We start from the raw sequence: 19,512 nt of genomic DNA, 5'->3' as shown, positions 1-19,512 counted from the left end.
TCAGCGCTTTTTCAGGATGCCCCCGAGAAGGCCCCGCTTCTCGCCGCCCCCGCTGCCACTGCCCTGCATGCTTGCGGTGGGCAGCAGCCCCTGGCGCTCGGCGCGGAGCTCCTGCAACACGTTCGCCGCCGACTGCCCCGCGAAGATCGGCGCGGGGTCGCGGCCATTCAGCACGAGCTGGAGCCCGCGAAGGATCCGCGAGAGGTACTCCGCAATCCCGGGCGGCACGAGCACCCGGTAGCGGTAGCGCTCGGGCTTCACCGCCTGAATCACCAGGTCGCGCGTTCCCTCCAGGTGGATGCTCCCCTCCAGCAGCGACTCGTACGATCCGAAGCCCTTCGTCAGGTCCGCCTTTTTCACATACAGCCCATGCCCGGTCAGCGCCAGGGTCTCCTCCCCCGCCACCAGCAGCCCCGGATGAAACACCCCCAGCAGCGGATCGGCCGGATCGATCCCGAAAAAGGCCCGCACCGACGCCGCGCGCCCCTCGGGGATGTGCGGGTGCAGCAAAAAGATATTCGACGACTGGTGCTGCTGGAAATACGCCATCAACTGCTCCGGCGCGAAACGCGGGCCCGACGGACCCTCATCCGCCGCACGCGGCGGCTCCCCCGGCACCGTGATCGGCATCTTGCATTGCGGGCACGTCCCCCGCTGCCCCGCCAGGTGGTCCTCCACCCGGAATGCCTTCCCGCATACACATTTGAACTCGATGGCCATCGCGATTGCGTCCTCCAGCGGCACGCCGCCCGAACCCGTACTTTACCACGAAGGGGCGCGGCGCAAAAAACGGCATTCCCCCCGCCCCAGGGCAATCACATTTAAACTTCCAACTCGGGCCGCGTGCCACATGAACCACCTTCGATGTTAAGAAGGGCGCGTGTTGGAGCGCTGGCATTTCGCCTGCGGCGAATCCCCGACCTTGCCGGCACAGATGCCGGCGCTCCAAAACGCGCACTATCGTTGATTCAAGGTTCCAAATCAATTCAAGCTTACGCCCATATACCAAGGTCGAGTTTAAGTGCGATTGCCCTGGCCCCCGCCCCGTGCGCTACCCTATCCCCCGGGCAGCCGATGGCGCGCCGCAATACCGGAGACCCCGAACCATGCATCCAGCCACGACCCGCACACTCCTGCGCCACACCCGCGCCGCACTGCTCCTCCTCGCCCTCCTTCCCGCCGCCGCCCAGGAGAGCCCCGATCTCGAGGGAACCGGCCTCAACTTCGATACCGACGTGCCCTATGGCGCCCAGTCCCCCGCGCAGATTCTCGACATTCTCTATCCCGCCGACCCCGCCGCCGATCCCCGCCCCGCCGTCGTCCACATCCACGGCGGCGGCTGGTACACCGGCGGCAAGGGCGGCCAATCCACCTTCAACCTTCTCAAGGCCCTCGCCGACCGCGGCTACGCCGGCGTTTCCATCGCCTACCGCCTCTCGGACGAAGCCAAATTCCCCGCCGCCGTCGAAGACGCCCGCCTCGCCATCCGCTGGCTCCGCGCCAACGCCAGCGCCTACCGCATCGACCCCGACCACATCGGCGCGATCGGCGCCTCCGCCGGCGGGCACCTCTCCGCCATGCTTGCCGTCACCGCCGACGCCGCGGAATTCGACGGCGCCAGCGGCCTGACCGAACATTCCAGCGCCATCCAGGCCGCCGTGCCCGTCTGCGGCCCCATGGACCTCCGCCAGCCCCTCTCCTTCAGCTTCGGCCTCGAAAACGACGAGGTCGTCATCCGCTTCCTCGGCGGAACCCCCATCGACCTCCCCGAACCCGCGCGCCGCGCCTCCCCCGCCGCCTACGTCCGCCCCGGCCTCCCCCCCATGCTGCTCATCCACGGCACCGACGATCGCCGCGTGGAACTCGAACAATCCACCCGCTTCGCCGACGCCCTCATAGCCGCCGGATCCCCCGCCGAACTCATCGCCGTGCAGGGCGGCAAACACGGCATGGGTATCGCCCGCGAACCGGAGATGGTCCAGCGCATTTTTGTTTTTTTTGACCAACACCTGAAGGAATGATCGGAAAAAAGGCGTCTATCGTTCCGGAATCTGAAACGATGATGGGGTGAAAGGGGGAGGGATCTGGATTCGCGAATCCGAACGGAGGGCCCCCGCGCACGTGGGGAAGAGAGGGGACACGGGCAAGCTATCCGGCGGCGTTGCCGCCGCGCTTGACCGTGGCACACCGGGAGGTTTTTGGGGGGATGCGGGGGCACGGGCGATCCGCCTGCGGCGGACGGGGCGTTTCTTCGTGAGGCGGCACGGGCAAGCTATCCGACGGTGTTGCCGCCGCGCTTGACCGTGGCACACCGAGAAGGGTGCACGGGCAATCCGCCTTCTGCGGACAGCCTACAGCCTAAAGGCTCCAGCCTCGGGCCTAAACGACTTCCGTGCTGTGGTCGACGTGGCGGCCGACGGGGACTTTGAGCTGGAAGTCGCCGGGGATGAGGGTGGGGTATTGGTTGTTGAAGCAGCCGAGGCAGAAGCATTCGGGGTCGCCGCCGGTGGCGCGGACGAGGGCGTCGATGGGGAGAAAGGCGAGGGAGTCGACGCCGAGGTATTGGCGGATTTCTTCGACGGAGAAGTTGTAGGCGATGAGTTTGCTGGGGTTGGGGGTGTCGATGCCGTAGTGGCAGGAATTGATGATGGGCGGCGATGAGATGCGGAAGTGGATTTCCTTTGCGCCGTGGTTGCGGAGCATTTTGATGATCTTCTTGGCGGTGGTGCCGCGGACGATGCTGTCGTCGACGAGGACGATGCGCTTGCCTTCGATGGCGCTGCGGGAGGGGTTGAGCTTGATGCGGACGCCGAAATCGCGGATGCCCTGCTCGGGTTCGATGAAGGTGCGGCCGACGTAGTGGTTGCGGATGATGCCCATGTCGAAGGGGATGCTGGATTCGTGGGCGTAGCCGAGGGCGGCGGGGTTGGAGGAGTCGGGCACCGCCATGACGAGGTCGGCTTCGACGGGTGCGGTGCGGGCGAGTTCGCGGCCCATGTTCTTGCGGACTTCGTCGACGCTGGCGCCGAAGATATCGCTGTCGGGCCGGGAGACGTAGATGTACTCGAAGATGCACTGCTTCGGCGTGACCGGCGGGAAGGGGAATTGGCTTTGGATGCCGTCGCGGTTGATGGTGACGACTTCGCCGGGCGCGATTTCGCGGACGCGGACCGCGTCGATGAGGTCGAGGGCGCAGGTTTCGCTGGCGAGGACGTAGGCGCCGTCGAGGCGGCCGAGCCAGAGGGGGCGGAAGCCGTGCGGGTCGCGCGCGGCGACGATTTCCTCGCCGTTCATGACGAGGACGGAGTAGGCGCCGATAACCTCGCTAAGGGCTTCGATGACGCAGTCGGTAAACGTCTCCCCGCGCGACCGGGAGACATGGTGGATGATTACCTCGCTGTCCGTGGTGGATTGGAAGATGGCGCCGATGTCCTCGAGGGTGTCGCGGAGCTGGCCGGCATTGACGAGGTTTCCGTTGTGGGCGACGGCCATGGAGCCGCGTGCGTAGCTTACGACGAGGGGTTGGACGTTGTGGAGGTTGTTGCTGCCGAATGTGGAATAGCGGACATGGCCGATGCCGTGGGTGCCCTTAACGCGCGCGAGCTTATGGGGCTTGAAGACATCGGAAACGAGGCCGACGCCGCGGTGCGCGGTGAGGGCGCCGTCCTTCGAGCAGACGATCCCGGCGCCTTCCTGGCCGCGGTGCTGGAGGGCGTAGAGGCCGAGGTAGATCAGGCGCGCGGCTTCCGCATGCCCGAACACGCCGAACACGCCGCACTCGTCCTGGACCTGGTCGTCCCGTTCCCAGCCGGCGGGTTTGGGGTGGTATTGCGGGGGCGGGTTTTCGATCAGGGCGGCGAGCCGGTCAGCGTTCATGCGCTCAGAGGTCCTTTTTCCCGGTCAGCAGGTGGTAGGCTTCGAAGTATTTTTCCCGCGTCTTCACCACCACGTCGTCCGGAAGCGGCGGCTGCGGGGAGTTCTTGTCCCACCCGGTGCTCGACAGGTAGTCGCGAACAAACTGCTTGTCAAAGCTCGGCTGGCCGACGCCGGGCTGGTAGGTCGCGGCGGGCCAGAATCGTGACGAGTCCGGCGTAAGCGCCTCGTCGGCGAGAATCAGATCGCCGTCCAGCACGCCAAACTCGAATTTCGTGTCGCAAAGAATGATGCCGCGCTCCGCCGCCACGTCCCGGCCCCGCTCATACGCGCGCAGGGCCGCGTCCGAGGCCTTCGTGTTCCATTCCGCGCCAATGATCTCGCCGGCTTTTTCCGGGCTGATGTTGATGTCGTGGCCATCGTTCGACTTGGTCGCGGGCGTGTAAATCGGCGTCTCCAGCTTGCTCGACTCCACCAGCCCCGGCGGCAGGGGAATATCGCAGACTGTCCCGCGTTCCTGGTACTCCTTCAGGCCGCTGCCCGCCAGGTAGCCGCGGATCACGAATTCCACCGGAAACATCGCACACTTCTTAACCAACATCGAACGGCCGTCAAACATTTCCGGGTGGGCCTGAAATTCCGGGGGAAAATCCTTGAGATCGGCCGAAATCAGGTGATTCCTGACGATTCCGTCCAGCTGTTCAAACCAGAACAGGGAGATTTGGGTGAGAATCTTGCCTTTGTCCGGAATGCCCACCGGGTTGACCCAGTCGAACGCCGAAATCCGGTCCGTCGCCACCAGGAGCAGGCGATCGCCGAGATCGTAGAGATCGCGCACCTTGCCCCGGGAATCCGGCGCCCGGCCCGGCAACGACGTCTCGCAAATGGCTTGGGTCATGCAGAAACTCCGAGAATTAGGCTTTAGGCTTTGGGCTTTGGGCGTAAGGCGTAAAGCGTAAAGCGTTAGAAGAACGTGCCCTGGAGGTGCGGCTTGTTGACCTCCAGCAGGTCGTCGAGCAGCGCGCGGCAGCCGGTGGCGTTGGGCGTCAGCGGATTCAGCAGCAGCGCCTGGAACGCCGCCTCGCGATCGCCCGTCACCGCCGCCTGCACCGTCATCGTCTCGTACGCCTTCACATGCTGCATCAGCCCGCGGATCGGCGGCTCCGGCGCGCTCTGGGGGATTGCTTTCGCGCCGTCCTTGCCGATGATCGCGCTGACCTCCACCGACACGTCGTCGTCAAAGGTCGGAATCGCGCCGTTGTTGCGGCAGCACACGATCTGGCGGTTCTGGCGGTCGTTCTCGATGCCGTCGATGAGGTAAAACGCCGCGGTCGAGTAGTGCGCGCCGCCGCGCTTGCCCAGTTCCTCGGGCTTCTCGTTCAGGTTCGGGTCGGCGTACTTCTTGAAGAGGGCCGCCTCAATCTCCAGCACCTCCTCCCCGCGCGTCTTCGGCTTCGCCTTGATCGTCTCCAGCACGGTGTCCGTCGAGTAGAAATACTGGAGATAGTAGTTGCAGAACATGCCCAGGCTGCTCATCGCGGCGATCATGTTGTTCCGCGTGATCTCGTGTTCCCATTCGGAGCGGGCATTCTCGAAGAACTTCTCCAATATCCCGGCCGTGACGTCCTCGCCTTTGCGCTTGAACTGGCGCACCCAGCTCAGGTGGTTCAGGCCCACGTAATCCAGCTCGATATCGGCGACTTCGCCCCCGAAATACTTTATCGTCTCCATGATCATGCCGATGGGCACATTGCACAGGCCGACGCTCTTGATCGTGCTGTGCTTGAGCACGGCTTCTGTCACGATACCGGCGGGATTCGTGAAGTTGAGGAGGTAGCCGTCCGGCGCCAGCTCTTCCATCGCGTGGGCGACGTCCAGAATCCGGGGAATCGTCCGAAGCGCGCAGGCGAAGCCGCCCACGCCGGTGGTTTCCTGGCCCACGATGTTGTGCCGCAGGCCCAGGCGTTCGTCCTCGATGCGGGCCTGCATCTGCCCCACGCGGATCTGCGTGATCACATACTTCGCGCCCGCAACCGCTTCGCGCATGTCCGTGGTGGTATGCACGGTAAAGGGGTTGCCGTGCTTCTCCGCCATCCGGCGCGCGAAGCCCGCGTTGATCTGGAGGCGATCGTTGTCCAGATCCATCATCCAGACTTCTTTGACGGGGATGGCGTCGAGACGGGAAAAGAGGCCGTCGAGGAGCTCGGGGGTATAGGAACTGCCGCCACCGATAATGGTAAACTTCATGGAAGGTAGATTCCTGTGGGTGTATTTTGAGTGCAACCCGTTGGTGTGGGGATGCTTAGGGTGCGCCACGAACCGGACCGCGCATTACCGCGCCCGCGACGCCCTGATCATAGCGGCCCCACCCGCCGGAAGTCAATGAAGCGGGGACCGAATTGCCGCTTCACGTTGGCTCAGATACGAATTCCGGCACGAGATCGCGGGCGATTGGACGCAGCCGCTTGGCCTCTTGTACGGGTATGGCGCGGTAGGGCCAGCGCATCCGCGCCCCCACGTCCGCCCAGTTGCCGATTTGCGCGAGCAGGCGATCGCAGGCGGCGGGGCAGTAGCCGTCTCGCGTGATGAAGGGGACAATGTGCTCGGCCATGAACGCGCCGAGGCGCGATTCGAGTTCGAGGGCGGCGTCGATATCCTTCAACATGCATTCGTACCAGCGCTGGGCCGCCCCGGGGTGCAGGCAGGCGGCGTTGGAGTAGGCTCCGTGCGCGCCCTCGCGAATGCCCGTGGCGAGCCGGTGGCCCGGGACGAATACGCTCAGGTGCCGGATATGCGATCGCATGGCGGCGTACCACACGGCGTCCCCGGCGGCGGTCTTGATCCCGGCGAGCGCGGGGACCTCCCGCGAAAGCGGGGCGAATTCGGCGGGCTCCAGCACGCGCTTGGCGTGCGGCGGATTGTAGAGCACCAGCGGGACCGGGTCCGTGGCCTCTGCGACGCGGCGGAGGAATGCGATGGCCTCCTCGTCGGTGAGCGGGCACCAATCCGGGAGGATGACCTGAATTGCGCCGGGTTGGAGGGCGGCTGCGCGCCGCGCGCGCCCGAGCGAGAGTTGCGCGCTCATGTGGCTGGCGCCAAGCTGAAACGGGATTCCCCCGGCCTCGCATTTTTCGGCGAGCAGCGCGCTGACGGCGTCGAATTCACTTTCGGTAAGGGTATGGAACTCCCCCGCCGTGCCGCAGCTATACACGCCGCTGACGCGAAACGCGATCAGCGCGTCGATTTCGCGGGCGACGCGCGGAAGATCCAGGGTGTCGTCCCCGTTCCAGGCGAGGAGCAGGGTGGCCCAGTTGCCGCGAATTTCGTGGGGTTGGAGGGGCTTCATGGCGATTTCCAGGACATCATTCTTCGCTGCTGGGCGTCTTGAAATCAAGCGGAAAGCCGCCGCCGGTTTCTTTATATTCCGGCCTCCAGAATGTACAATGGCGATGGTTCGACAGCGGCCTTTTCCGGCCGATTGCCTGACGATGGTTTCCGGTTAAGTTCGCGCGGGGGCGAACGCCCGGACATCGCCCCGATGGGGATGCCCGGCGCACACGCCCTGCGCGGCTTGACGCGCTAAGGAGGCGCCCCATGAAACTTCCCATTTCCCCTCCCCATTTCTCTCGCCGCGATTTCATCCGCCGTACCGCCGCCCTGGGCGGGCTGGCCATCGCGCCCAACATCCTCGTTCGCGCGGCGCATGCGAAGTCCGCCGCCGGCAACCGGCTGGGTGTCGGCGTGATCGGCGTCGGCGGGCGCGGGCGCCGCGTAATGCAGGCGTTTCTCGAACAGCCGGACACGCAGGTGCTGGCGGTGTGCGATTGTTATGCGGACCGGCGCGCGCAGGCGGCGGCGCAGGTGAACCAGTATTACAAGAATGAGGCCTGCGCGGAGTACATTGATTTCCGCGAACTGCTCGCCCGCGAGGATATCGACGTGGTGCTTATCGCCACTGGCGACAACTGGCATTCGGGCATCTCGCTCGAAGCGGCGCGCGCCGGCAAGGACATGTTTTGCGAGAAGCCGATGAGCGTGACGATTTCGGAGTCGCGCGCGGTCGCCGATACGATGAAGCGCCTGGGACGCATCTACCAGTGCGGCACGCAGCGGCGCAGCATCGGGAATTTCCAGTTCGCCTGCGAACTCGCGCGCAGCGGCAAGCTGGGCAACCTGACGGAGCTCCACGCCGAAGAAGCGCCGGGCATGAAAATCCTCAAGGACACGGTGCTTCCAGAGGAACCGGAACCCGCGCGCGAGGTTTTCGACTGGGACATGTGGCTTGGGCCGTCACTCTGGCGCCCCTACAACCACGAATACCCGACCCGCGGCTTCTGGAGCGATCACGTCGACTGGAGCGGCGCCTCCATCACCGAATGGGGCAGCCACACGGTGGATTTGTGCCAGTGGGCGAACAGTTCCGACCACACCGGCCCGGTGGAGTTCTGGAAGGAAGGCGAGCGCTGGGTGGGCCGCTACGAAAGCGGTACAAAGCTCATCATCCGGAACGGCCTGCGCTTCGGATCGTGCCCCGTGCGCTTTGAGGGCGACGAGGGCTGGGTGGAAACCGGCGACTCCGGCGAAATCGAGGCCCATCCGAAATCCCTCCTGGGCAACCGTGGCTTTGAAGGCGGCTACCCGCCCGAGAATCACGTCCGCGCGTTTCTCGATAGTGTCTATTCGCGGGTTCAGTGCGTTTCGGACGCGGAGACGGCGCACCGCAGCATCTCGGCGTGCCACGTGGCGAACATGGTGAAGCGGCTGGGCCGCCCGGTGAAGTGGGATCCGATCACGGAGACCTGCCCGGACGATCCGGAAGCGAACCGTTTGATTTCCCGTGCCTACCGCGAACCCTGGTACCTGTAATTCCCGCGCCGCATCCGATCCGATCGGAGCGGCGGCAGAAAGAGACGACCATGTTGAATGTACGACTGATTTCGGGCCTGTTTGCGGTGGCGCTGCTGCTGATCGCCGCCGGGCCGGCGTTTGCGCAGGAAAATGCGCCCTATGATGAAGCCGCGCTACTGGCGGCCCTGGAGACGGAAACGGAGTACACCGCGCGTATGAACGCCTACCGCGGGCTGCGCCAGGTCGGGACGGCGGCGTCGGTCCCGGCGATTGCGAAGGGCCTTCACGATCTGAAGGAATCGCACCTGGCGCGCTACGCGCTGGAAGACATGCCCTTTCCGGAAGCGGGCGCCGCGCTCCGTGGGGCGCTTGAGGGCGTGCCCGAGGAAGTATTGCCGGGACTGCTCGCTTCGCTTGGGGCACGGCGCGACGCGGAGGGCGTGGCGGCCATCCAGCCGTTGCTCGGGCATGCGAACGCCAATGTGGCGCGGGCGGCCGCGGCGGCGCTTGGCCGGATTGCATCCGCACCGGCCGTTGAGGCGTTGATGGCGGTGCACCAGACGGGCGCGAATCGCCTGGACGTGGCGGAAGGCCTGCTCGCGGCGGGCCAGCAATTGGCCGCGGAAAAGAAGCGCAAGGAGGCTCTGGCGATCTTCCAGGCGCTGCGGAAGAAGGAGAATCCGGAGTTCGTGCGCGCCGGCGCGTTCTACGGGCTGGCGCAGGCCGCCCCGAACAAGACGCCCGAGCGGGTGGTGAAGGCCCTTCAGGGCCGCGATCCGCTCTTCCGCAATCTGGCGCGCGAGGTGGTCGCCGACACCAAAGGCAAACCGGCCACGGCGAAGTATGTGGCCGCGCTGCCGCAACTCCCGGCGGACGCCCAGGTGATGCTGCTCGAAGGCCTGACCCGGCGCGGGGACAAGTCCGCCCGCGAGGGCGTGCTCCCGCTGGTGGGCAGCGACAGCGCCGAGGTGCGGACCGCCGCGGTTACGGCGCTGGGTTCGCTGGGCGGCGGCGAGGATGTCCCGTTGCTGGCGGGCCTGCTGGAAGGCGGGGCGCTTTCTTCCGCCGCGCGGAGCAGCCTGATCCGGCTTCGCGGGCCGGCGGTGGACAATCGCATCGTGCAGACGATGCCGGATGTCGCCCCCGCGATTCGCGCGCAACTCCTTGAATTGCTTGCGGTGCGCATTGCGCCGCAGGCGGTGAACCAGGCCCGAAAGCACTTGAACGACGGCGACGGGGCAGTGCGCCTGGCGGCCCTTCGGGTCTTGCAGCAGCAGGGCACGGTGGCGGAGCTTCCGCCGCTTATCGAGCGGATGAACGCGGGCCTGGATACAGAGGAATTCGCCTTGGCGTCGCGCGCGCTGGGCGGTATCGCCGCCGGGGGCCGCGAGGAGGCGCTTCCGATTGTGCTGGCGAGTATTGAGCACGCGCCAGACCCGGTGCAAATTGCCCTGGTTGACGCGCTCGGGCGTATCGGCGGAACCGAGGCCCTCCAGCCGGTGCTGAAACTGTTGGATTCGGGGGACGCGGCCATGCAAAAGGCGGCGCTTCAGGTTCTGGCGACCTGGCCATCGCAGGATGCGGCCCCGGCGCTGCTGGACCTGGCGAAGTCCGAAGATCCGGCGCGCCACGATGCCGGCCTGCGCGGCTACACGCGCCTGGCCGAAAACCACCCGGAGCACGATCCGAAAAACGCCATGATGGCGCAGGCCATGGAGCTGGCGCGCACGAAAGAGGAGAAGTGGATGATCCTCTCGGCGTATGGGAATGTCCATTCCGGCCCGGCGCTGGACATGTTGGAGTCGCAGCTGGACGATCCCGAGGTGCAGCGGGAGGCGTCTATGGCGCTGCTCAAGGTGGCGGAAGGCGTCGGGAACCACGGCGAAGACGGCAAGGCGCGCGCCCGGAAATCCATGGAGTTGCTGAAAGAAAAAGCGGCCACGGATGCGATCCGCGCAATGGCGGATAAAATGCTGGAGCGATTGAAGTAGGACGGCGTAAAGGCAAACGAGAACGCGCCTGCGGATCGCCAATCCGCGGGCGCGTTTTTGCGTTTCTGGAGCGTTCTGGGGATTCGCAGTTGAGACTCTTGAAGCGTGCCGTTCTCCGGTGGGGCAACCTGAGCGGATTGCACAAGGATTCGCGAGACCTTGCAATGACAATGTCATTACGGTATGCTGGATGCCAGAAAAGGAGTATGCCATATGGCCGCGCCGCGTCAAGAAAAGACCAAGAGAAGCACCTTGAATCTTCGGATCTCGCCGGAACTGCGGGGCTTGATCGATCAGGCCGCCGAACTATCCGGAAAAAATCGAACGGACTTTGTGCTGGATGCCGCCCGCCATGCCGCCGAGGAGGCGTTGAAGGAACGGACGGTATTCTTGCTCGACCCCGAAGGATACAAAGCCTTCGTGGCGCTGCTTGATGCGCCCCCACGCCCGAACGAGCGCCTCCTCAAGACCCTCCACTCCAAGCCACCCTGGGAAAAATGATGGGTCTTTCGCCACCAGAACTCCTGGAGGCGCACCACGCCATTGAGAGCTTTCAGTCCGGCGAGCCTTCGCTGGATGCCTGGCTCACGCGCCGCTCACGGGCCAATCAGGCAAGCGGCGCCACTCGCACCTATGTTGTATGTCACGGAAACCGTGTTGTCGCGTATTACGCCCTCGCTTCGGGCGTGGTGGCGGCCGCCGCGGCGCCAGGCCGCTTTCGCCGCAATATGCCGGACCCGATTCCGGTAGCCGTACTCGCTCGTTTGGCGGTCGATGCGGAGTGGCAGGGTCAGGGTTTGGGACGCGCGCTGTTACGTGACGCCGTGAATCGCATAGCGCAGGCGGCCCATCTAATCGGGATTCGTGGAATTGTTGTACATGCCATATCCGACGCGGTGCGTGAATTCTACATCACACTTGGTTTCACGCCAAGTCCAAGCGAGCCGATGTTGCTTATGGTAACCTTGGCGGATATTCGCGCGGGGCTATCCTTGGACGACCGAACGCGCTGACTACTCCCCCGCCGCCTCCTTCCGGAATGTCGCCGCAGCCTCCTCCCATAGCCCTTCGAGGCGGGCGGCGATCTCCGGTTCTTCGGCGGCCAGGTCAATCATTTCGCCGCGATCCGTCCGGAGGTTGTGGAGCGACCAGGTGGATTCCTCGTTGCGCTTGACGATCTTCCAATCGCCCTGGCGGAGGGCGGAGTGGCCGACATGGCGCCACCAGAGGAAGGGCCGATCAACCGCCTGGTCTTCCGTGAAGCTCGAAACGAGGCTGCGTCCGGGCAACGCGGGAGCGCCGGCGATTTCGGGCCGGGGCGCGCCGCTCAGTTCGAGCAGGGTGGGCAGGATGTCGATGAAGTGTCCCACCTGCTGGCGGATTTCGCCGCGGGCTTGCAACCCGCGCGGCCAGTGCACGATCAGTGGTGAAGTGATGCCGCCTTCATGGGTCCACGATTTGTGCAGGCGGAAGGGCGTGTTCGCTGCGCTCGAGAAGCCCGGCCCCAGGCAGAGGTAGGACGCGGCGGATCCCGGCGGTGCGGCGGGATCGTGTTCGTCGCCCCGGATGATTTGCTCCGCGCTCGCGCCATTGTCGGACACGAAGAGGATGAGGGTGTTTTCGAAGGCGTCCATGGCCTTGATCTGGTCGAGAATGCGGCCAATTTCGCGGTCCATCCGATCGATCATCGCGGCGTGGATCGCCATCTTTTCGGCCTGGAACCGCTTCTGCGCCTCGGACAACGTATCCCAGGCGACAGCCCGTCCCGCTTCGCCGACGCCGATGCGGGATGCGAGATCGGCCTCGGACAGGTTGTATCCAGGGAGGATCTCGGGATCCAACGCGGAGAGCGGTGTGTCCAGCAGCTTCATTTCGCGTTGGCGTTCCCACCGCGTCCGGCGGATGGCGTCCCAGCCTTCGAGGTAGCTCATGCGGTAGCGGTCGATATCCTCCCGCAGCGCATGGAGCGGGAAATGCGGCGCCGTGAAGGCGAGGTAGTGGAAGAAGGGCGCGCCGGCGTGATCGCGCGCATGGTCCCGCAAAACGCCCACGGCGTGATCGGCGATGGCGATGGTGGCGTAGTAGCCGCTGTCGGGCGCGGGCTGGGGCTGGGCTTCTCCGTCAAGAAAGTGCTTCGTGGGCGAGAAGAAGCGGTCCTGATCCTGGACGAGGTACGACCGGTCGAAGCCGTTGTCGAGCGGTTCGCCGTCGATGTGCCATTTGCCCGAGTGATAATTGCGGTAGCCGGCGTCGCGGAGGAAAACGGGCAGCAGCGGCGCCCACGCGGGCCGCGCGCCGAGGCGCTCCTCGTCGAAAACATCCCGCCGCACCTGCTGGGCGTAGTAGCCGGTGAGCGCGGCGGCGCGCGACGGCCAGCAGCGTCCGGTGGAGTAGAACTGGGCGAAGCGCAGACCGCCCTCCGCAAGACTGTCGAGGTTCGGCGTGGCGATTTCGCCGCCGTAACATCCCGCGTCGGAATAGCCCATATCGTCGGACATGATGAGAAGGATGTTGGGGCGTGATTCCGCCGCGGCGATATCCCGCGGGGACGCCAGGGCAATCAGGGCAAGTCCGAGCAGGAGCCGCGCCGCCCGATGGTGTATGCGGTGCATCGTCGTTCTCCGGGACCTGGCCGCGCCGTGCTCCGGAGTCGTGTCAACCGGCGTTACGGCGTGGCGTTGAGCGACCGGATCAGCGCTGCCTCTTCAGCGGAGAAGGGCGTCCCGTCCGGCCGGAAGACGTCATGAAACCACACTTCGGGTTCGGAATCAAACGGTTTCTGCCAGGATTCCCACGGGTAGATGGTCTGGCTCTTGCCGCTGACCAGGCCCCAGTGGATTGCGCCGATGTTTTCCGCCTTGAAATAGGGCATGATCTCCTCGAAACGGCTGCCGGCGGTCCGGGCCATGTATTCGGTGCAGATCATGGGGCGTCCGGCCGCCTTCACGCGGGCGACCGCCCGCTTCGCGCCTTCGAGGTTGTCGTAGGTGTGAAACGTTACGATATCCGACTGTTCCAGCATGTAGGCGTCGAGCGGATCGAGGTCGCCCCCGGTGCGGGCGAGCCCCATCCACGCGCCGGCGGTCAGGGGCTGGCCGGGCGCCGTTTCCCGCGCCCACGCGAAGACCCGCTCCAGGAAGATCCGGCACAAGGCGTGCTTGTTCTCCGGTTCCAGGCGGCCGTAGGAATTGCCGTTGGTGTTGCCGGGCTCGTTGTAGAGATCCCACATCAGTACCCGGGGGTCCTGCCCGTAGCGCTTGAGGATGCCCTGCACGTAGGGCTTCACGGACGCGTGGCGGGATTCGTCGGAGAGCACCTCCGTGTGCGGCCCCTGGACCCAGCCGGAATTATGCACGCCGGGCGTCGGGGCCTTCTGAGTCCCGAGTTTCGGATGCGGATCCCACACGGCGTCAAAGAACACAAACATGGTTCGGATGCCATGTCTGCTCGCGATATCCAGGTACGTATCAATGCGCGCGTAGTAGGCCTCGGGGTCCACTTCCCAGACCAGGTCGTGGAGAAACACGCGCATGCAGTTGAACCCGACGCCCGCGGCATAGCCCAGGTCGCGATCGATGGTCGCGGGGTCGAAGGTGTCCGCCTGCCACATTTCGATCTGGTTGATGGCCGACTCCGGGACGAAGTTGGCGCCCGTCAGCCACGGCTGCGCCCGGTACCAGTCCCACGCTTCCTCGGGCGTCCACTGGCGGTCGCGCGCGGCGGCGCTGGCCGCGCCAACCAGCAGCATGCCAGTCAAGACCATGGCCATCACTCCTCGGAATACGCGCGCCATCGACATACCCTTTCGCGTTGCGATATTCCAGGCTACTCCGTCTTCGCCGGATACGTGTCGGGCAGGATGTTGACGCCCGTGGTGAAGACGATTGGCAGACTGAATCCCGGATTCTCGAAAGTCACCTCAATCATAAAGGCCGTATACCCGGTCTCCGGCGTCTCGGGGCGCGCGCTATAAACGCCATCGGCCCCTTCGAGGGAGGTGCTGGACCACGCCTTGCCGATTTCCTCCATACGAAAATCGCGCGCCTTCGGATTGTGGGCCTGCCACAGCAGGACTTTTTTCGGGGCCGTCTTGCAGTGAACTTCCAGCGCGCCGTCCTCCAGGCTCTTCCACGTATATTCCGGGCGCGGGGTGTTGTTACGCAGGGCGTGATAGAACGACGCGACGTTCATGTAGGCCTCGGCGCTCAGCCCGTGGTCGGTGTTGGGCATGTAGCGCAGGTGCTTCTCGCCTTGAAGCTCGTCAAAGTAGAAGCGCGAGGAGTCCGGCGGGAAAAACTGGTCGCCGGTGGAGTTCACAATGTACTTCGGCATCGTCAGGCGATCGCGGTACTCGAAGGGCTCCACGATGGCCAGCAACTCGCGCATACGATCGCTGTGGTAGCGGCCGGTGATGTCCATTTCCTCGTATTCGCTCACGGCGGGGGCCCAGAAGCCATAGGCGTTGATGTGATTGTCCAGCGACGGGACGAAATTGAGCACATCGATGACCGCGGGCGCGATGCCCATGACGCGCTTGTCCACCGCGCCGACGGTCCAAGTGGTCCAGCCACGCTTGGAGCCGCCGAGGACAAAAAACCGCTCGACGCCGGGGACCTCCGCCTGAACCATGTCCATCGCGCGGACGACGGCCTTGGTCATGGGCAGCCGGGCGAGCCACTCCGCGCGCTCGCCATTCAGGAATTTGTCCCACCCGTAGGTGATGAGTTCGTCTTCCTTGCGCCCTTTTTCCTTGTACTTGTCCATCGCTTCGCCCGTGAAATGCAGGGGCTGATTCGGGATCTGTTTGACCTCGATGACCACGGACTTGGTCATGATCGCGATCTGGTCGAGCGCGCTGCTGGGCGACGGGGCCCCGCCTCCGTTGCTGCCGCCGCCAATCATGATCAGCGCGGAACTGTCCTGGCGTTCCGCCGGTATGCTCACCGTGACCCAATGCTCCCAGAGCGTGCGATCGACTTCGGTCTCCTTCAGCCAGTTCTGCGAGACCAGGTGATAGACGCGGGTCTCATGGGTGGGCTTGGAGACCGTCGCGTCTTCCTGAAGCGTGTACTTGTACGCGGGGTCGGCCGTATAGACGTAATCGTCGAGCGGCGTCGCCTGGGCGGCGGCGGAGAGCAGGAGCGCGGCGATAATGGCGCCGCGAGTCGAAGCGATAGATCGAAACAGGGACATTTTATTGAGCTCCAGTTGGGCGGTCGCGCCCGGATGCGGGCGGCGCCATCGATGGCGAAATGCTAGCAGGTTTCCCGGGGCGCGTGCGAGTTTCCGCATTGAACGCCCGCCAAACGCCTGATAGACTGCCCGTGTGCCTGCCCAGGTTTCAACAAGCGCGGCCCGCCCGGCGCCACGCGGTTTCAGGAGACGTATCATGCCTGCTTACATCGTCCCCGCGCGGGCCCGGCGTATCGCCGTCTGCGCCCTGCTTTCACTGCTTGCCGTGTCCGCCCATGCGGAGTTCACGATAGCGCATACCGGCGGCCAGCTCACCATCTATGAGGACGGCGCGCCGGTGCTCGTATACAACCACGGGCTGGTGTATCCGCCGGAAGGCGTGGACGCGGAGCGCTACGCTCGCTCCAGCTACATCCACCCGCTTTACGGTCTGGACGGCGCGGTTATCACAGAGGATTTCCCCGCGGATCACTACCACCACCGCGGGGTATTCTGGACCTGGCCGGAGACGGTGATCGGCGGGCGAAAGATGGATGTGTGGACGCTGGTGGGCGCGCGACAGGTCTACGAGCGCTGGCTGTTGCAGGAAGTTGAGGAGGACCAGGTGACCGTCGGCGTGGAGAACGGGTGGTTCTTCGATGGGGAGCATCTGCCCAAGGTGCGCGAGACCATTCACTTCACGGTGCATCCCGCCGCCGAGCATCACCGGGCGATCGATTTCAAACTTCGCTTTACGAATGTCTGCCAGGAGGATGTGGTATTCGAGGGCGCGAAGGACAAAGGCTACGGCGGTTTTTCGTTCCGGCCCCGCGCCGAAAACAAGCCGTTTGTGTTCGACACCGCGCAAGGGGTGTCGGTCGAGGATGCGCTAAGCTACGACACGCCCTGGGCGAGCGTGCGCTGGGAAAAGGAAGGCGCGCCCTCACCGGGCGTGGCGATCTTCCAGCACCCGTCCAACCCGGGCTTCCCCCACCCGGGCTGGATCTTCCGGCACTATGCGTTTCTCGGTGTCTGCTGGCCACACGAGCAGACGCATGTGCTGAAGCCCGGTGATTTCTTCGAGCTGCAATACCGGCTATTGGTGCACCAGGGCGTGGATGCGGCGGCGCTTGCGGAACTGTTTGATGCGTACGTGAAGCAGAATGAGGCCGGGCATGGCGGGTGATCCTGTGCGCGCCGCCCGTGTGTTCCTGGCAGGGCGCCCCGTCGCGCGGATGTTCGTTCTACTTTGCCTGTTGCAGGCGGGCAATACCCCGGGCGAGGCCCTGCGGGCGGCGCGGGGCGACGGTCGCATTGAGGTGTTTGTCGGCGATGCCCTGTTTACCGCGTACGCCTACTCGGATTCGCAGAAGTACCCGTTTTTCTGGCCCGTGAACGGTCCGGTTTCGGGTAAATCGGTCACCACCGAGTCGACGGAACCGTACCCGCACCACCGGTCCTTGTTTTTCGGTTGCGACAAGGTCAACGGCGGGAACTACTGGCAGGAGGGCAATGATCGCGGGCAAATTCTTTCGCAGGGTCCGAAAATCGAAAGCGCATCGGGCGATCGCGTGGTAATCACGGATTACTGCCTTTGGAGACAGCCCGGAGAGGACGCGGTAATGGCGGATCGCCGCAAGATCACCGTGAGCGCGCCCTCCGATACCCTGCGCCTCATCGATTTCGAGATCACGCTGGAGCCTCTGACCGATATCACCATCGAAAAGACCAACCACTCGCTCTTTTCCGCGCGGATGACGCCGGCGTTGAGCGTGGAAGCCGGCGGTACGCTGGTCAATGCACAGGGAGACCCTGGCGAGGCGGGGACCTTTGGCGTGGCGTCGCCGTGGTGCGACTATTCGGGAACTCGGGAGGGTGTAACCGAAGGGCTGGCGATCTTTCAGCATCCGGAGAACCGATGGTATCCCGCAAAGTGGTTCACGCGGGACTACGGCTTCTTCTCCCCCACGCCGATGTACTGGCCCGAGGGCGACGCCATCCGGCTGGCGAAAGGCGAGGTCCTGATATTGCGCTACCGCGTGGCCGTGCATGCGGGGGACGCCGTGGAGGCCGGAATTGGGGCACTGTTCGCGGCCTACGCCGGGGAGTAGGACCGATGGTGCGCCACGGTCAAGCGTCTTACGCTTGCCCGTGCGGGTCGGGAGTGACTCCGGAACTTTCGTTCTAACGCGTTGGCTTTTCAGCAGTCCGGCACGGTCAAGTCCTTGCGGACTTGGCCGTGGCACACCTGATGCACCTTATGGATACCTACGCCGTCTCGTAGCCCTTTCGCTGGTTGCGCTTGATGTACGCCGTGGCTTCGGGGTCGTTAACAAACGCCTCCTTTTCCGGGTTCCAGGTGATTTTTCGGCCCAGCCAGCGGGCGATGTTGCCCAGGTGGCAGGCGGTGGCGGAGCGGTGGCCGATCTCCAACTCGGCGGCGGGTTTTTCGCGGGTCTGGATGCATTCGAACCAGTTCCGAAGATGCTCCACGGTGTCCGAGCGGCCCGCGGGTTCTTCCACCCGGATCTTGTCGGCGCCGTTGCGTTTGAATTCATAGACGCCGCGGGCAATATTGATGCCGCCCTCGTCCCCCAGGAAGAGTCCGCCGCCCGCCGGGCCCTTGCCGTCCATGTGGACCGTGACGCCGTTCGCGTAGCGGAAGACGACCGGGCACGCGAGCTGCGCGGCTTCCGGCCAGGGGTTGTCGCCCGTGAGGGGCTTGCCCTGAAACGAGAGTTCGCCAGGCGCGAAGGGCTCCGGCCAGACCTCCACGGGGCCGCTGTAATCGAAGCCGAGGCCCCAGTGGATCATGTCCATGCTGTGCGCGCCCCAGCCGGTCACTTCGCCACCGGAATAGGGGGTGTAGGAAATCCAGCCGTACGGGCGGCCATCGGGATAGGACTTGCCGTCGCCACGCGGGGAAAAGAGCAATGGATGGAAGCCGCGCGGTTCGGTCTGGCCGCACCAGGCGTCCCAGTTGAGCCCTTCGGGAACGGGTTCTTCGCCCAGATCGCAATCCCAGGGACTGGGGAGATTGGCGGTGTGCACACGCTGCACGTTGCCGATCTCGCCGTTCAACACCCGCCGCATTCCCTCGGCGCAGCTGAGCATGCTCCGCTGCTGGCTTCCGGTCTGCGCAATGATGCTGTGTTTGCGGACGGCCTCGACAATCTGGATGCCCTCGTCGATGGTGAGCGTGAGCGGTTTTTCGCAATAGACATCCTTGCCCGCGCGGCAGGCGTCGATCACCGGCCTCGTGTGCCAGTGGTCCGGCGTTACGATAACCACGGCATCGATTTCATCCGAAGCGAGCATCTCGTTATAGTCGTCGTAGAGGACGGCATCCGTGAAACGCTCCTTCAACTTTTCCAGGCGCGGGCGGTAAATGTCGGACAGGGCGACGAGTTTTCCGGGCTCGGGCAGGCCGTACAGGCTGTTGGCGCGGCGGCCGCAGCCGATGTATCCGACTTGGATATGGCCGTTCGGGCGGGGCTTCCACGCTTTGCGGCCGCCGGCGCCCGTGACGCAGCCCGAAGGCAGGATGAGCGGGGCCGCGGCGACGGCGATGGCATTGCGCGTATGCTTCAGAAAGCGGCGGCGGGAAAGGGGCTTCAGGGCATTCATG

Annotated in this window: 16 protein-coding genes; 7 read left to right on the top strand and 9 right to left on the bottom strand. The window is 64.8% G+C overall.

Annotation, left to right across the window (positions count from 1 at the left end):
• Window positions 1-720 carry a hypothetical protein gene (locus KF886_22675; protein MBX3180164.1) on the bottom strand — a complete coding sequence of 240 codons (720 nt, stop codon included), beginning with the start codon at window positions 718-720 and terminating at the stop codon, window positions 1-3.
• A gap of 386 nt (window positions 721-1,106) precedes the next feature.
• Here KF886_22675 and KF886_22670 point away from each other — a divergent pair, with 386 nt between their 5' ends.
• Window positions 1,107-2,021, top strand: a complete 915-nt coding sequence (locus KF886_22670) for an alpha/beta hydrolase (GenBank protein MBX3180163.1) — start codon at window positions 1,107-1,109, stop codon at window positions 2,019-2,021.
• A 358-nt stretch (window positions 2,022-2,379) separates the two neighbouring features.
• On the opposite strand, the gene KF886_22665 is transcribed toward KF886_22670, so the two are convergent.
• From KF886_22665 to KF886_22650, 4 genes are all read right to left on the bottom strand, one after another.
• A complete protein-coding gene (locus KF886_22665) occupies window positions 2,380-3,876 on the bottom strand; it encodes an amidophosphoribosyltransferase (GenBank protein MBX3180162.1) in 1,497 nt (498 codons plus the stop codon).
• Window positions 3,877-3,880: 4 nt separating this feature from the next.
• A complete protein-coding gene (locus tag KF886_22660) occupies window positions 3,881-4,771 on the bottom strand; it encodes a phosphoribosylaminoimidazolesuccinocarboxamide synthase (protein MBX3180161.1) in 891 nt (296 codons plus the stop codon).
• A 65-nt stretch (window positions 4,772-4,836) separates the two neighbouring features.
• Window positions 4,837-6,120 carry a 6-phospho-beta-glucosidase gene (locus KF886_22655; GenBank protein ID MBX3180160.1) on the bottom strand — a complete coding sequence of 428 codons (1,284 nt, stop codon included), beginning with the start codon at window positions 6,118-6,120 and terminating at the stop codon, window positions 4,837-4,839.
• Window positions 6,121-6,280: 160 nt separating this feature from the next.
• Complete coding sequence (locus tag KF886_22650) at window positions 6,281-7,219, bottom strand: dihydrodipicolinate synthase family protein (GenBank protein MBX3180159.1); 939 nt, start codon at window positions 7,217-7,219, stop codon at window positions 6,281-6,283.
• A 248-nt stretch (window positions 7,220-7,467) separates the two neighbouring features.
• Between KF886_22650 and KF886_22645 the strand changes: the two genes are divergently transcribed.
• The 4 genes from KF886_22645 (at window position 7,468) to KF886_22630 (ending at window position 11,725) form a co-directional block, all read left to right on the top strand.
• A complete protein-coding gene (locus tag KF886_22645; GenBank protein MBX3180158.1) occupies window positions 7,468-8,739 on the top strand; it encodes a Gfo/Idh/MocA family oxidoreductase in 1,272 nt (423 codons plus the stop codon).
• A 50-nt stretch (window positions 8,740-8,789) separates the two neighbouring features.
• On the top strand, window positions 8,790-10,712 hold the full coding sequence (locus KF886_22640; GenBank protein ID MBX3180157.1) for a HEAT repeat domain-containing protein: 1,923 nt from the start codon (window positions 8,790-8,792) through the stop codon (window positions 10,710-10,712).
• Window positions 10,713-10,925: 213 nt separating this feature from the next.
• Window positions 10,926-11,213, top strand: coding sequence for a DUF1778 domain-containing protein (locus KF886_22635; protein ID MBX3180156.1), 288 nt, complete (start codon window positions 10,926-10,928; stop codon window positions 11,211-11,213).
• Window positions 11,213-11,725 carry a GNAT family N-acetyltransferase gene (locus tag KF886_22630; GenBank protein ID MBX3180155.1) on the top strand — a complete coding sequence of 171 codons (513 nt, stop codon included), beginning with the start codon at window positions 11,213-11,215 and terminating at the stop codon, window positions 11,723-11,725. Before KF886_22635 ends, KF886_22630 begins: the two co-directional genes overlap by 1 nt.
• On the opposite strand, the gene KF886_22625 is transcribed toward KF886_22630, so the two are convergent.
• The 3 genes from KF886_22625 to KF886_22615 are packed head-to-tail and all read right to left on the bottom strand — an operon-like array spanning window position 11,726 to window position 15,905.
• Window positions 11,726-13,324 carry an arylsulfatase gene (locus KF886_22625; protein MBX3180154.1) on the bottom strand — a complete coding sequence of 533 codons (1,599 nt, stop codon included), beginning with the start codon at window positions 13,322-13,324 and terminating at the stop codon, window positions 11,726-11,728. It lies immediately after the preceding gene.
• Between the two features lie 53 nt (window positions 13,325-13,377).
• On the bottom strand, window positions 13,378-14,481 hold the full coding sequence (locus KF886_22620; protein MBX3180153.1) for a cellulase family glycosylhydrolase: 1,104 nt from the start codon (window positions 14,479-14,481) through the stop codon (window positions 13,378-13,380).
• A 56-nt stretch (window positions 14,482-14,537) separates the two neighbouring features.
• Window positions 14,538-15,905, bottom strand: a complete 1,368-nt coding sequence (locus KF886_22615) for a PhoPQ-activated pathogenicity (protein MBX3180152.1) — start codon at window positions 15,903-15,905, stop codon at window positions 14,538-14,540.
• Between the two features lie 196 nt (window positions 15,906-16,101).
• Between KF886_22615 and KF886_22610 the strand changes: the two genes are divergently transcribed.
• Both KF886_22610 and KF886_22605 read left to right on the top strand, forming a co-directional pair.
• Window positions 16,102-17,070, top strand: a complete 969-nt coding sequence (locus KF886_22610) for a PmoA family protein (GenBank protein MBX3180151.1) — start codon at window positions 16,102-16,104, stop codon at window positions 17,068-17,070.
• Between the two features lie 49 nt (window positions 17,071-17,119).
• On the top strand, window positions 17,120-17,995 hold the full coding sequence (locus KF886_22605) for a PmoA family protein (protein ID MBX3180150.1): 876 nt from the start codon (window positions 17,120-17,122) through the stop codon (window positions 17,993-17,995).
• A gap of 157 nt (window positions 17,996-18,152) precedes the next feature.
• On the opposite strand, the gene KF886_22600 is transcribed toward KF886_22605, so the two are convergent.
• A complete protein-coding gene (locus tag KF886_22600) occupies window positions 18,153-19,511 on the bottom strand; it encodes a Gfo/Idh/MocA family oxidoreductase (GenBank protein ID MBX3180149.1) in 1,359 nt (452 codons plus the stop codon).
• Between the last annotated feature and the right edge of the window lies 1 nt (window position 19,512).

The organism is Candidatus Hydrogenedentota bacterium (genome assembly GCA_019637335.1).
In the GTDB taxonomy this organism is placed as follows: domain Bacteria; phylum Hydrogenedentota; class Hydrogenedentia; order Hydrogenedentales; family JAEUWI01; genus JAEUWI01.
The sequence above is the reverse complement of the archived record's forward strand: the minus strand, read 5'-3'. Positions and strand labels throughout refer to the sequence as shown.